Source organism: Serratia sp. BFP-2025, from assembly GCF_050880365.1.
GTDB lineage: Bacteria > Pseudomonadota > Gammaproteobacteria > Enterobacterales > Enterobacteriaceae > Serratia > Serratia surfactantfaciens.
The window spans coordinates 1180320-1194035 of the sequence record NZ_JBPAFV010000001.1; the positions used below are offsets into that span (position 1 = coordinate 1180320).

At 58.4% G+C, this 13716-nt stretch carries 13 protein-coding genes; 6 read left to right on the forward strand and 7 right to left on the reverse strand.

What is annotated here, in order from left to right:
* The first annotated feature begins 24 nt into the window (after positions 1-24).
* Positions 25-1560 carry a murein biosynthesis integral membrane protein MurJ gene (gene murJ, locus ACRAWE_RS05520; protein WP_025159812.1) on the forward strand — a complete coding sequence of 512 codons (1536 nt, stop codon included), beginning with the start codon at positions 25-27 and terminating at the stop codon, positions 1558-1560.
* 64 nt (positions 1561-1624) lie between these two features.
* Here the strand turns inward: murJ and argS are convergent, their stop codons facing one another.
* Positions 1625-3355 carry an arginine--tRNA ligase gene (argS, locus tag ACRAWE_RS05525; RefSeq protein WP_432525079.1) on the reverse strand — a complete coding sequence of 577 codons (1731 nt, stop codon included), beginning with the start codon at positions 3353-3355 and terminating at the stop codon, positions 1625-1627.
* An 827-nt stretch (positions 3356-4182) separates the two neighbouring features.
* On the opposite strand from argS, the gene ACRAWE_RS05530 reads away from it, so the two are divergent.
* A complete protein-coding gene (locus tag ACRAWE_RS05530) occupies positions 4183-4749 on the forward strand; it encodes a VOC family protein (protein ID WP_198636054.1) in 567 nt (188 codons plus the stop codon).
* Here ACRAWE_RS05530 and ACRAWE_RS05535 read toward each other — a convergent pair.
* Positions 4746-5894 carry a MalY/PatB family protein gene (locus ACRAWE_RS05535; protein ID WP_432525080.1) on the reverse strand — a complete coding sequence of 383 codons (1149 nt, stop codon included), beginning with the start codon at positions 5892-5894 and terminating at the stop codon, positions 4746-4748. The genes ACRAWE_RS05530 and ACRAWE_RS05535 overlap by 4 nt on opposite strands.
* Positions 5895-5995: 101 nt before the next feature.
* Here ACRAWE_RS05535 and cutC point away from each other — a divergent pair, with 101 nt between their 5' ends.
* The 3 genes from cutC to ACRAWE_RS05550 all read left to right on the forward strand — a co-directional run bounded on the left by cutC (position 5996) and on the right by ACRAWE_RS05550 (position 9436).
* Positions 5996-6754, forward strand: a complete 759-nt coding sequence (cutC, locus tag ACRAWE_RS05540; protein ID WP_063918640.1) for a copper homeostasis protein CutC — start codon at positions 5996-5998, stop codon at positions 6752-6754.
* Positions 6755-7184: 430 nt separating this feature from the next.
* A complete protein-coding gene (locus ACRAWE_RS05545) occupies positions 7185-7589 on the forward strand; it encodes a hypothetical protein (protein WP_025159811.1) in 405 nt (134 codons plus the stop codon).
* Entirely contained in the window at positions 7586-9436 is a 1851-nt protein-coding gene (locus ACRAWE_RS05550; protein ID WP_432525081.1) for an FKBP-type peptidyl-prolyl cis-trans isomerase N-terminal domain-containing protein, read from the forward strand. The genes ACRAWE_RS05545 and ACRAWE_RS05550 overlap by 4 nt, the downstream gene beginning before the upstream one ends.
* A gap of 36 nt (positions 9437-9472) precedes the next feature.
* Here ACRAWE_RS05550 and cmoB read toward each other — a convergent pair whose 3' ends face one another.
* From cmoB to ACRAWE_RS05575, 5 genes are all read right to left on the reverse strand, one after another.
* On the reverse strand, positions 9473-10444 hold the full coding sequence (gene cmoB, locus ACRAWE_RS05555; protein WP_432525082.1) for a tRNA 5-methoxyuridine(34)/uridine 5-oxyacetic acid(34) synthase CmoB: 972 nt from the start codon (positions 10442-10444) through the stop codon (positions 9473-9475).
* Positions 10441-11184, reverse strand: coding sequence for a carboxy-S-adenosyl-L-methionine synthase CmoA (cmoA, locus tag ACRAWE_RS05560; protein WP_432525083.1), 744 nt, complete (start codon positions 11182-11184; stop codon positions 10441-10443). Before cmoA ends, cmoB begins: the two co-directional genes overlap by 4 nt.
* A 102-nt stretch (positions 11185-11286) precedes the next feature.
* Complete coding sequence (locus ACRAWE_RS05565; protein WP_004932387.1) at positions 11287-11682, reverse strand: MAPEG family protein; 396 nt, start codon at positions 11680-11682, stop codon at positions 11287-11289.
* 102 nt (positions 11683-11784) lie between these two features.
* Positions 11785-12600 carry a DUF72 domain-containing protein gene (locus ACRAWE_RS05570; protein WP_025159809.1) on the reverse strand — a complete coding sequence of 272 codons (816 nt, stop codon included), beginning with the start codon at positions 12598-12600 and terminating at the stop codon, positions 11785-11787.
* 47 nt (positions 12601-12647) lie between these two features.
* Positions 12648-13226 (reverse strand): hydrolase, encoded by a 579-nt coding sequence (locus ACRAWE_RS05575; RefSeq protein ID WP_029988797.1) that lies wholly within the window; start codon positions 13224-13226, stop codon positions 12648-12650.
* 254 nt (positions 13227-13480) lie between these two features.
* Here ACRAWE_RS05575 and ACRAWE_RS05580 point away from each other — a divergent pair, with 254 nt between their 5' ends.
* The gene (locus tag ACRAWE_RS05580; protein WP_033632845.1) at positions 13481-13672 is read left to right on the forward strand and encodes an FmdB family zinc ribbon protein; all 192 of its coding nucleotides are present in this window, start codon (positions 13481-13483) and stop codon (positions 13670-13672) included.
* The last annotated feature ends 44 nt before the right edge of the window (positions 13673-13716 follow it).

Genomic DNA, 13716 nt, shown 5'->3' on the forward strand with positions numbered 1-13716 from the left:
TTACGGTACCTATCAGATAACCACATGAACCTACTCAAATCCTTGGCTGCCGTCAGCTCGATGACGATGTTTTCGCGGGTGTTGGGCTTTGCCCGCGATGCGATCGTCGCGCGCGTGTTCGGGGCCGGTATGGCAACGGACGCCTTTTTCGTGGCGTTCAAACTTCCCAACCTGTTGCGCCGTATCTTCGCCGAAGGAGCGTTTTCGCAAGCCTTCGTGCCGATCCTGGCCGAATATAAAAGCCAGCAGGGTGAAGAGGCGACGCGCACGTTTATTGCCTACGTCTCCGGGCTGCTGACGCTGGTGCTGGCAGTAGTGACGGTGCTGGGGATGCTGGCCGCGCCCTGGGTTATCTATCTCACCGCGCCGGGCTTTACCGATACGCCCGACAAGTTTGCGCTGACGTCGGCGCTGCTGCGCATCACGTTCCCCTATATTCTGTTGATTTCGCTGGCATCGCTGGTGGGGGCCATCCTCAATACCTGGAACCGCTTCTCGATCCCGGCCTTTGCGCCAACGTTGCTGAACGTCAGCATGATTGGTTTTGCGCTGTTTGCCGCCCCCTACTTTAACCCGCCGGTGCTGGCGTTGGCCTGGGCGGTAGTGGTCGGCGGCGTGCTGCAGCTGGGCTACCAGCTGCCGCACTTGCGCAAGATCGGCATGCTGGTGCTGCCGCGACTCAAGCTGGGCGATGCCGGTGTCTGGCGCGTGATGCGTCAGATGGGGCCGGCGATCCTCGGGGTGTCGGTCAGCCAAATCTCGCTGATCATCAACACCATTTTCGCTTCGTTTCTGGTGTCCGGTTCGGTGTCCTGGATGTATTACGCCGACCGCCTGATGGAGTTTCCTTCCGGCGTGCTGGGCGTGGCGCTGGGCACTATCCTGCTGCCGTCGCTGGCCAAAAGCTTCTCGAGCGGCAACCACGACGAGTATTCGCGTCTGATGGATTGGGGGCTGCGTCTGTGCTTCCTGCTGGCGTTGCCGAGCGCCATCGCGCTGGGTATTTTGGCCAAGCCGTTGACCGTCTCGCTGTTCCAGTACGGCAAGTTCAGCGCCTTTGACGCGGCGATGACGCAACGCGCGCTGGTGGCCTACTCGGTAGGGCTGATGGGGCTGATCGTGGTGAAAGTTCTGGCACCGGGCTTTTATTCGCGTCAGGACATCAAAACGCCGGTCAAAATCGCCATCATTACGCTGATCATGACACAGGTAATGAACCTGGCATTTATCGGCCCGCTGAAACATGCCGGTTTGGCGCTGTCGATCGGTTTGGCGGCCTGTCTGAACGCTTCGCTGCTGTATTGGCAATTGCGCAAGCAAAAGATCTTCCAGCCGCAGCCGGGCTGGGCGCTGTTCCTCACCAAGCTGGTGATCGCGGTGCTGGTGATGTCGGCGGTGTTGATTGGCGCGATGTGGCTGATGCCGGCCTGGGATCAGGGCAATATGCTGGAGCGTTTGCTGCGCCTGGCTGCGGTGGTGGTGGCCGGTGTGATGGCCTATTTCGGCGTGCTGGCCGGGTTGGGCTTCCGCCCGCGTGATTTCGCGCGCCGGGTCGCCTGAGCCGAATGCCAAAATGAAAAAAGGTCGCCTTGGCGACCTTTTTTGTTTTTCCGCACAGCGCGATTTACATGCGCTCGACGGTTTCGATACCCAGCGTATCCAGACCGGTTTTCAGCGTTTTCGAGGTCAGCAGCGCCAGCTTCAGGCGGCTCTGACGCGCTTCTTCGCTGTCGGCGTTCAGGATCTGGCAGTGCTCGTAGAAGCTGGAGAACAGGCCGGCCAGATCGTACAGGTAGCTACACATGACGTGCGGCGTACCTTCACGCGCGACGGTGGTGAGTACCTCATCGAACTGCAGCAGGCGGGTGGCCAGCGCAATTTCACGCTCTTCGGTCAGCGTCAACGGCAGCGTCAGGCTGGTTTCGTCGATGCCGGCGCGTTTGAATACCGATGCCACACGGGTATAGGCGTACTGCATATAAGGTGCGGTATTGCCTTCGAAGGCCAGCATGTTATCCCAGTCGAAGACATAGTCGGTGGTGCGGCTTTTCGACAGGTCTGCGTATTTCACCGCGCCGATGCCGACCACGCGAGCGACGTTTTTCATTTCGTCTTCCGGCATATTCGGGTTTTTGCCGGCGATCAGCTGTTCGGCGCGCTCGATGGCCTCATCCAGCAGATCGGAGAGCTTCACCGTACCGCCCGAGCGGGTCTTGAACGGCTTGCCGTCTTTGCCCAGCATCATGCCGAACATGTGGTGTTCCAGCGAGACGGACTCCGGCACGTAACCGGCTTTGCGCACGATGGTCCAGGCCTGCATCAGGTGCTGATGCTGACGGGAGTCGATGTAATACAGGACGCGGTTGGCGCCCAGCGTTTCGTAGCGATACTTGGCGCAGGCGATGTCGGTGGTGGTGTAGAGGTAGCCGCCATCCTTTTTCTGGATGATGACGCCCATCGGGTCGCCGTCCTTGTTCTGGTATTCGTTAAGGAACACCACGGTGGCGCCTTCGCTTTCCACCGCCAGCCCCTTGGCTTTCAGATCGGCGACGATGCCCGGCAGCATCGCGTTGTACAGGCTTTCGCCCATCACGTCGTCTTCGGTCAGCGTGACGTTCAGGCGGTTATAGGTCAGCTGGTTTTGCGCCATGGTGATGTCGACCAGCTTGCGCCACATTTTCAGGCAGTACTGATCGCCGCCCTGCAGCTTCACGACGTACGCGCGCGCGCGCTCGGCGAACTCGGCGTCTTCGTCGTAATGCTTCTTGGCTTCGCGATAGAACTGTTCCAGATCGGACAGTCCCATATCGCTGGCGTTTTCATTCTGCATTTTTTCCAGGTAGGCAATCAGCATGCCGAATTGAGTGCCCCAGTCGCCGACGTGGTTGGCGCGGATCACCTTATGGCCCAGAAACTCTTGGGTGCGCGCCGCGGCGTCGCCGATGATGGTGGAACGCAGGTGGCCGACGTGCATCTCTTTCGCCACGTTCGGCGCGGAATAGTCGATAACGATGGTTTGCGGCTCAACCGGCGCGATGCCCAGTTTCGGCGCGCTCAGCACCAGGTCCGCCTGACGGGCGACCCACTCGTTGTTCAGGAAAATATTGATAAAGCCGGGGCCGGCGATCTCCACTTTGCCGGCGATGTCGCCGAGATCCAGCAGTTGCACCACTTTTTCCGCCAGCTGGCGAGGAGGCATGCCGAGCTTTTTGGCGACGGACATCACGCCGTTGGCCTGGTAATCACCAAACTGAGCCTTGGCGGATGGGCGGACCTGCGCTTCGCAATCGGCTGGGGCGCCAGCGGCGATCAGCGCCTGGCTGACTTTATCTGAAAGAAGAACCTGAATATTCACCGGGTTACCTTAATGACGAACGAGGGGCCGATGCCAGCCCCTGCGGGATTCAACGGTGGTGGGCGCCGACGGCGACCGCCACAAAACAGCCTGCAAGTGTAACCGATTTGACACAGCCCGTCAGCAGTTGGCACGGCCGCCGCGATGAAACCCTCGTCGGATGCGGCCGTCGATTGTCAGGTCGATTGTCAGAAGGTGGGAAATGGTACGGCCGAGAAAAGAGCAGGCAGGGTGGAGAGAGCCTGGAGGCTAACGTTTTTTATTGTGACGTTTGCTGCCAAACGTATTGGGGCTGCGTGATTTAAAATGACGGTAAATGGCGTATACGGCGATAATTATCAACACCAAGGATATCGTCAGCAATAGCATAATGATCATCTCGAATTAAATTTTCCTCCAAGGTAGCCGAGTTGCTTCGGTGAATCAATTGCCCAGATCGAAATTAAGATAATCCTTAGGATTTTGTTTATCTGATAATTTTATCTTCTTTTTATACAACGGGTTGGGTTTTTTTGTTTTGCATAATCTGGAAGCATCATCAGGGTCCGGATAAATGAAGTAATTCAATCGGTTTAACGACTCAATGCGGGTTTAACTTGTGTAAAATAACTTAAATTCGGGCGTCATGATTAAAAAGTATAATGAAGTGCGAAAAATCTGATTTGTTATTTTATTGCCAATTTTATATCCCCCCCTTATAGGATATCGGTTTCTTGTTCTTCGCCGATGTCAGAAAACCGGAGGAACTGTCGCGTATCTCTGGCGAGTGCGGCCACCACCGTGTAAATTACGGCGTTTAACTTTACGCTCGTTGTTTTGAGGTTTCTATGACCACTCCCTTGCAGGCTATTGCCGAGCTTGACGATCTGACGCTTGACCTACCGCGTTTCGAACAGGCGTTGCAACAATTTGCAGCCAGACTGCGGCTCGATCTGTCCTCGTTTACCGCCGATCACATTTCCCTGCGTTGCCACCAAAACGCCACTGCCGAACGCTGGCGTCAGGGATTGATGCAGTGCGGAACACTGTTTTCCGAGGCGGTGATCAACGGGCGGCCTATCTGTCTGTTCGATTTGTCGCAGCCGCTGGTCGTGGGCCCGTGGCACATAGACTGTGTCGAGCTGCCGTATCCCGGGGAGAAACGCTATCCGCATGAAGGCTGGGAACATGTCGAGTTGGTCCTGAGCGGCGATCCGCAGACGCTGCACGCCCGGGCGTTGAGCTATCTTGCCGATGAAGCATTGCTGGCACCGGGGATCAAGCTGAAGCAAAGCTCGCCAAAAAACGAAGGCGAGAGATTGCCGAATCCAATCCTGGCCATCACCGACGGAACGGTCACGATCAAGTTTCATCCTTACTCCATTCGGGACATTGTCGCCAGCGAGCAAGGCTAGTCGAACAGCGTGGCGCAGGCCTGCGCCATGCGATCGAGCGCTTCATCGAGCAGAGCCCGCCGGCAACCGAAGTTCAGTCGTACAAAGCGCCGATCGCCGAAATCCAAACCGGCGCTTAATCCAACGCCCGCGCGCTCGAAGAACTGATGCGGATTGTCCACCGGCAACGCGCCGCAGTCGATCCAGGCCAAATAGGTGGCTTCAATCGGCAACAACTTCAATCCCGGCATGGCGTTGATGCGCTCTGTCAGCCGATCGCGATTGGCGCGCAGATAAATCAACTGCTCGTCCAGCCAGGGTTGCCCGCATTGATAGGCCGCTTGGGCGGCGACCAGCGCCAGCAGATTGACCTCCGGCACGATGCCGCTGCGCGCGCGTTTCAGCTTTTGTCGCAGCGCGTCATTAGGGACGATCGCCATCGAGGCGCCCAACCCGGCGAGATTAAACGCTTTTGATGGCGACATCAGGGTTACGCTGCGTTGGGCTGCGTCTTCGTTCAGGGTGGCGAAAGGGATATGACGCACGCCGGGTTCAAGCAGCAGTTCGCAGTGGATCTCGTCCGAACAGACGATTAGATCCTGTTCGCGGGCGAACTGATGGTGCTGCAACAGCTCCTCTCGGCGATAAACGGTGCCGCCTGGATTTTGCGGGTTGCACAGCAGCAGGAGCTTTTCGTTGCCGCTGAGCCGTCCGCGTATCGCGGCAAAATCCAACACCCAACGTTGCTCCACTGCCGCCAGCGGCACCGAGAGGTGTTGGCGTCCGGCGAATTTAGCCGCTTTGCGAAACGGCGGATAAATCGGGGTAGGGGCCAGCGTGCTCTGGTGGGCATCGGTGCAGGCGCGCACGCACAGGTTCAGGCCGCACACCAGGCCCGGCAGGAAAATGATCCACTCAGGCTTGATGTGCCAACCGTAGCGCTCTACCATGCGGCGGGTAAAAACCTCAATAAGATCATGGGATGGATGGGTGTAACCGAACACGCCGTGCGCTACGCGGCGCTGCAAGGCTTCGATCACCGCCGGCGGTGAGGTGAAATCGCTGTCGGCGACCCAGAGCGGAGTGATGTCGCGATCGCGATATTTATCCCACTTAACGCTGTCACTGTGACTGCGGTCTACCCATTGATCAAAATTGAATGCCATAGTGATAACCCTGAGCCGGTTTATGCTTAAGCATGAGCCTACGTGAGAAATAAAGAAATGAACAATTGCCGCCGTATGTTGGCCGTTATCTGGGGGTGACAATGATAAAACTGGAAGTTTGTTGCTTTAGCGTCGACTGTGCGCTGACGGCCGAACGGGCGGGCGCCGATCGCATCGAGTTGTGCGCCAGCCAGAGCGAAGGGGGATTGACGCCGAGTTACGGCACGTTGCGTCTGGCGCGCGAGCGGGTTTCGATCCCGGTACATCCGATCGTACGCCCGCGCGGTGGCGATTTCTGCTACGGCGCGGTGGATTTCGCGGTGATCAAGCAGGATATTTGCCAGATCCGCGAGATGGGGTTCCCTGGCGTGGTGGTCGGTATGCTGGATGAAGAAGGGCACATCGATCTGCCGCGCATGGGCGAAGTGATGAAGCTCTGTGAGGGCATGGCGGTGACCTTCCATCGCGCGTTCGACATGTGTCAGAACCCGATGGTGGCGCTCGAGCAGCTGACCGACCTGGGCGTGGCGCGCATTCTGACCTCCGGCCAACAGCAGAGCGCCGAGCTGGGCCTGCCGCTGCTGCGCGATTTGCGCCAGGCCAGTCAGGGGCCGGTGATCATGGCGGGCGCTGGCGTGCGCCTCAGCAATCTGCACAAGTTTGTCGATATCGGCCTGCACGAATTGCACAGCTCTTCCGGCCATCTGGTGCCGTCGACCATGCGTTACCGCAAGGCGGGGGTCACCATGTGCTCCGACAACGAGTTTGACGAATTTAGCCATTATTGCGTGGATGGCGAAATGGTGGAGGCGATGAAAAACGCGCTGGCCTTGGTTGATCCCTTGGCGCAAAGCGCATAAACACGCAGCTAACCGCGTTTGACAACCGGTTTCCGGGCCGTAAGACCCCTTTGCGTGACGCTGAGCCCTCGGCGATCGCGCAAGTACCAGGCCCCGGCGTATTGCCGGGGCTTTTTTTATGCCTTGTAAAGACTCTCTGCCCATTCCAACGCTGTTTCGCGGCTGAACAGGCCTTAACTCCTCTTGCGATCGTTATGTCCTGCTGATAAGTTTGTGAGTTAAAATCCTTTAAATATCATAATATTAAATGATTTTTTGATATGCATTGATGCAGTGAATGATTGGCGCCATGCCTCTCAATGCTGCGTCTGCATTTTCATGTCCGAACACAGCCTGGCTGATGGCCGGAACATCACAGCATCAATTGAGGAGAGCCGTCGGCGCAGCCGCAGAACGCGCTGATGGCGGACTTAACAAGGAGATAACGATAATGACCCGAACGGCACACTGTTTGACCGCTGCGCTTTTGCTGACCTTGACCCTGACCGGCTGTCAGACCGCCAAACGGCCTGTTTCTACCTTAAGCAAGCCGCCCAGCGCAGAAGAAATTGCGGAGCAAGACAAGCGGCAGCGTGAGGCCGAACGCATGCAGCAATGTCAGCGCGAACTGGACGCGATGCGCGGCATGGATAACGAAAAGTACCAAAAATTCAAACGCGAATTCGATACCTTGATGGGCGGTGCAGCGCAATATGCCGGGGTACGCCAACGGGTCAATACGGACACGCAGGAAACCGTCGACGCGCTGTATCGTTATCGTACCAACCGCCTTTGTGCGGACATCAGTTCTGCAATGATGACCGGACTGGCTGAGCGCGGAGAACGCGCCAAATGATCCTGCGTGCGAGAAAGGCATTGCTGAGCCTGATGATACCCTTGGCGTTTGCGCCAACGGTTGCCGTGGCAGATGACGATGTGCCTGCGCTGTTGCAATTTGCCGAGCGCTACCAGCGGCAGGATGCCCCGGCGGCGGACGCCGCTGCAACGGCCGCCCAGCCCCAGGAACCCCAAAAATCGGCGAGCCGGCCGGTTCAACCCCGCGAGGCGGCCACTCAGAAGAGGCAGCTGGCGCAGTTGCAAAAGACGCTGCGCGAGAAAGATGCGCGATTGGATCAACAGCAAGCCGCTATTCAATCATTGCAGCAGGAACTGACCGCGTTGCGCGTCGCGTCCTCCCTGACGGCTGCCGATAAACCGGCAGCGGCACCCGATCTGAACGCGTTGAGCGACTTTGCCAGCGGCGTGCGGCAGGCGTTGAACCTGACGCCGCAGGAGCGGCAGGCTCAGGCGCAAATAGCCGCGGCGCAAACGGCGTTAGCGCAGCAAAAGCAACAAACCGAGGAGCGAGATCGACGCATCGCATCGCTGGAACAACGGTTGGCGACGTTGTCTAAACCGTCTGATAACGTTCCGCAGCAGGTCTGGCGGGAAAAACTGACGGCGGCGCAAACCGCCAATGATAAAGCGCGCCAGCGTTATGAGCAGGACAAAAAAGCGGCCGCCGCTGAACTGGAACAACAGAAGGCCGAGGCCGCCAAGGCGCAGGATACGCTCCAGCAGCAGCTGACGCTGCTGCAAAAACAGCAGGAGGGCCAACGACAGCAGGGCGGGCAGCAAGAGAAAAGCCTGAAGGCGGCGTTGGCGCAGCAAAAGGCCGAGGCTGCCAAGACGGCGGGCGAACTGCAGCAGCAGCTGGCAACGCTGCAGAAAGAGCGGGGCAGCCAGCGCCAGCAGGCCGAGCAGCAAGAGAAAAGCCTGAAGGCGGCGTTGGCGCAGCAAAAGGCCGAGGCCACCAAGACGACGGGCGAGCTGCAACAGCAGCTGGCGCAGCTGCAGGAAAAAAACCAAAAGCAAACTGAGCATGCTAAGACGCTGGAACAACGTTTGGCGACAGCAGTAGCGGAAAGCGCGCAGGTAGCGCAGCAGCGGGATAACGCGGCGCAACAGGCGGACAAAACGGCGACGGCGCTGGCAGCCGCCCATCAGGCGCAGCAAGCCTTGCAGGAGGAGCTAAACGGGCTGAAAGCGCGGGCCAAATGGCTGCCGGATGCACTGACGCTCAAGAAAAAACCGGAGCAACAGAGCTATGCCGCCGGTGTCGCCCTGGGGCGCGACATTCAAACGATGCTGGCGGAGCGTAAAAATTGGGGCATCATTCCCGATAAAACCGTGCTGCTGGCCGGCGTAATTGATACCTTCAACGGCCATTACCAACTGAGCGATGCGCAGCTGGCCAGCGCATTGGCGGAGTCGGAAAAAGCGGTGAACGACGCCAGAAGCCAGGCGGCGAAGACGCAAACCAGCAAAGGCGAAGCGTTCGTCGCCGAGTTTAAAAAGAAGAAGGGCACGCAGAAGTCGCCAGCCGGCTTCTGGTATCGCATCGATTATGCCGGTGATGAAGCCATTGCGGAAAATGCGCGGGTGGACATCGTGGTGAAAGAGAGCTTGACCGACGGCAGCGTGATTCAGGATATGGATCGCAGTGGGAAGGTGATGTCACAGCCGCTCTCCGCCTATCCGCCGCTGTTTCGCGAGGCGATAGGCCATCTGAAAAATCACGGCTCGCTGACGATGGTGGTGCCGCCGGAGTTGGCGTACGGTGAAACGGGCTATGCGCCGCAGATCCCGCCGAACGCGACGATGGTCTATGAGCTGCGGATTGTCGATGTCGGCAACGGGTAAATGCGGGCCGGCGCAGGCCGGCCCGATTAGCAAGCGCTAGGGCTTTTTGGCGGTCAACACGGCGCGCAGCGGCGCCGGATAGCCTTCAACCGTTTTGCTGCGGTCGTTCGGGTCGAGGAATTCAGCCAGCGACTCGCTGGTCATCCAGTCTGTACGGCGCTGTTCTTCGAGGCTGGTGACGCACATATCGGCGATTTTCACGTCGACGAAGCCGCATTTCTCCAGCCAGCATTTCAGCGCTTCGGCGGAAGGAATGAAATACACGTTGCGCATCTGCGCATAACGGTCGCCTGGCACCAGCACCTGGTGGCGATCGCCTTCCACCACCAGCGTTTCCAGCACCAGTTCCCCCTCGGAGACCAGCTGATTTTTCAGTTGGTACAGGTGATCGAGCGGCGAGCGGCGATGATACAGCACGCCCATCGAGAACACGGTGTCGAACGCTGCCAGTTCCGGCAACTGCTCAATGCCGAGCGGCAGCAGGTGGGCGCGCTGATCGCCGCCCAACAGTTTGCGCACCGCTTCAAACTGGCACAGGAACAGCTGCATCGGATCGATGCCTACGGCAAAGTGTGCGCCGGCGCCGATCATGCGCCACAGGTGATAACCGCTACCGCAGCCGACGTCGAGAATAGTACGGCCGGCCAACGGGGAGATGTGCGGCAGCACGCGATCCCATTTCCAGTCGGAATGCCATTCGGTATCGATATCGATGCCATACAGCGAGAAGGGCCCTTTGCGCCACGGCATCAGGGTGCGCAGCATTTTCTCGATACCTTCGAGCTGGCCCGGCGACAGCCCCGGTTCCATCTCGGCGCGCACGCCGTGCAGCAGATCGAGGCGGGTTGGGGTCAGCGTCGGCAAGTGCTCAACCGAGTTGAACCACTGTTTGAATTTGCCGTGCAGCGACTCCCGCTGCCAGGCGCTGAGTTGCGCGGGCAGCGTATCCAGCCAGTGGCTGAGGGGGCTCTTGGCGATATGCTGATAGAAGTCACCAAACCCGATCATTGCATATCCCCCGCTTTCAGAGCGATCAGCGAACCGAAGTTGAAGCACTGGAACCACACTTCGGCATGCTCGAACCCAGCCTGTTGCAGACGCGCCTTGTGCGCCTCCACCGAGTCGGTCAGCATCACGTTTTCCAGCATGCTGCGTTTTTGGCTGATCTCCAGCTCGCTGTATCCATTGGCGCGTTTGAAATCGTGGTGCATGTTGAACAGCAGTTCGCCGACTTCGGCATCTTCAAAGCTGAACTTCTCCGACAGCACCAGCGCGCCGCCCGGGCGCAGGCCGCGATAGATTTTCTCCAGCAGGCGCAGGCGATCTGCGGGTTCGAGGAACTGCAGCGTAAAGTTCAGCACCACCATCGAGGCGTTCTCGATATCGATATCGCGAATGTCGGCTTCGATAACCTCGACCGGCGTCTCGGCACGGAAGGCGTCGATATGGCGGCGACAGCGTTCCACCATCGCCGGCGAGTTGTCGACGGCGACGATATGGCAGCCGGGCACCTTGATATTCCGCCGCATCGACAGCGTCGCCGCGCCCAGCGAGCAGCCGAGGTCATACACCCGGCTGTCGGGTTGCACAAAGCGTTCGGCCAGCATGCCGATCATCGAGATGATGTTGGAATAGCCGGGCACGGAGCGTTGGATCATGTCGGGGAACACTTCGGCGACGCGTTCGTCGAAGGTCCAGTCGCCCAGTTTGGCGATGGGGGCGGAGAAAAGGGTATCGCGGTTTGGCATAGCGGCAAATCAGTTCAGAATTCGAAGCTGCGTAGTCTAACAGAAAAGCGCAAAAAAGCGGAGCGGAAGCAGGCGGCGCGGCCGCCTGATGATAAAACGGGATCAATGCAGGCTGAAAATCAGATCCCACGGCAGATAGAAGATATTTGCCAGCACCATCAACAACAAAGAGATATAGGTCGCGGCCATGCCCGAACGGCGCCAGCGCACCTCGCGGTTGCGTAAACCGTAGTAATGCACCAGCCGCCCGGCCATCAGCATCAGGCCGCAGAGGTGAATCATCCAGATTTCCGCGCCGTTCATCTCCATAATCACCAGCAATACGGCAGCGATAGGAATGTATTCAACGGCGTTGCCATGTACGCGGATGGCGGTCTGTAATTCGTAAAAACCGCCGTCGCCGTAAGCTACGCGGTACTGCATCCTTAATCTGACTACGTCATAAGAGAGTTTGATCAACAACAATGCGCCGAGCACCACATAAAGCGCGCTTACCATTTTTCACTCCGTTCCCTAACCAAAACTGGCAGCCAGCATCATAGCCGTCATTGTATTCACTGTCGCGGGGAAATATTTGATGTTATTGGTCAGATTAATAGGTCAAAACAGTGCATCCTGTTCCGGCCAGTCCGGCGGCGCAGGCAAATCGGGGATCGCCAGGCGCAGCTGTTGCCAAATTTTTTGCGCTTGCTGGGGGGAATCGCCGTTGTCCGGCGTATGAATAAACAGATAAGGCTGATGCTGTTGCTGCCACAGCGGCAGTTTTTGCTGCCAGGCTTCGAACCAACGCAGGTTGTCAGTCAGTTGATCGCCACCGATAAAGCGCACCAGCGGTTGGTCGGCGGTGACCAGGGCGTGTACCGGCAGCTTCGGCTTTTTCTGCTGCGCATCGCGCACGGCGGCGCTATTGGGGGCGGCGTGATGCACCGGGCGGCTGTCGAGGATCACCCGATTGATGCCGCGCTGATGCAGCCCCTGATTCAGCGCACGCTCTTCCTCGCCCTTGGCGAAAAACGCCGGATGGCGCACTTCAACGCCGTAGGTGAATTCCTTCGGCAGGCTTTCGAAGAATTGCCACATGCGCGGCAGCTCGTCGGGGCCGAAGGCGGCGGGCAACTGCAGCCACAGCTGGCCGATGCGCTGGTGCACCGGACTCAGGCAGTGGTAAAACGCCTGCAGCTCGGCGGCGCAGTTGCGCAGGGCAGCCTTGTGGCTGATGTCCGACGGGAATTTGAAGCAGAAGCGAAAATCGTCGCCGGTCATGTCGCGCCAGCGCTGCACGATCTCCAGTTTCGGCAGCGCGTAGAAGGTGGTGTTGCCTTCCACGCAGTTGAAGTAGCGGCTGTAATCCGCCAAATCACGCAGCCCGATACGGTTCCAGGCCGAATGTTGCCACTGCGGCAGTCCGATGTAGATCACGGCGTCGTCTTCCTTTACTTAGCTCATCAGGCTACAACTTAACGTTACCGCTCGAGCGCGGCAAGAATTTCGCCGGTGTCGCGCACCCGTGCCAGCCGCGGGAAGATGTGCTCGAACGCGAAGCGGTGCATTTCCGCACTCTGCGCGCTGCAGGCATCTTCGGCGATCAGCAGTTCATAGCCGTGCTCCCAGGCGGCGCGGGCGGTGGACTCCACACCGATATTGGTGGAAATGCCGCCCAGCACCACGGATTTGACGCCGCGGCGCCGCAGCTGCAAATCCAGATCGGTGCCGTAGAAGGCGCCCCATTGGCGTTTGGTTACCCGAATATCGCTGTCGCTGACCGCCAGCTGCGCGGGGAACTCCCACCAATTGGCCGGTAAACCGCCGGCGGGCGCGGGAGCCGGTTTGTCCACCGGCTGCTTCAACGCTTCGGCGAAGGAGTCTGACCAGCCGACGCGCACCAGCAGTACCGGCGCGCCCAGCATACGAAAACGCGCGGCCAGCAACGCGGCGTTCGCCACGACCTGATCGGCGCTGTGCGGGCCGCCGGCGTAAGGGAGAATGCCGTTTTGCAAATCGATCAGCACCAGAGCGGTGGTTTGGGCGTCAAGTTTCAGCATGGATTTCATCTCGTTGCGAAGTGGATAAAAACTGTTCGGCACGCCAGCCGAGCGGCGTAAGGCGCAAAACCGGGGGAGAGTCAGGCTACGTGAAAAAACTGTCGCAGGTTAATGGGAAATTTGTTAATCGATGTGTTGATTCGGACAAAAACGCGCCATTTAGTGCAGTAACAATGCTGTGTTCGCACTTATCGGGCGGATGAATTTCCTTTATAATGACTCCCTTTTTTCAACACTCTTTAATCCAACGACCTATGCCGATTTATGAATATGCATGTGGTGCTTGCAACCATCGGTTAGAGAAATTGCAAAAATTTTCCGATGCGCCGCTGGCAGACTGCCCGGCGTGTGGGCAGCCCGCGTTGACCAAGTTGATCTCATCCTCCGGTTTCCAGCTTAAGGGCACCGGCTGGTATGCGACGGATTTTAAACCGGGCAACAAGTAGAATTTATCAGATAACAGCCGCGCGACAGGGGCGCAGTAGCCCGG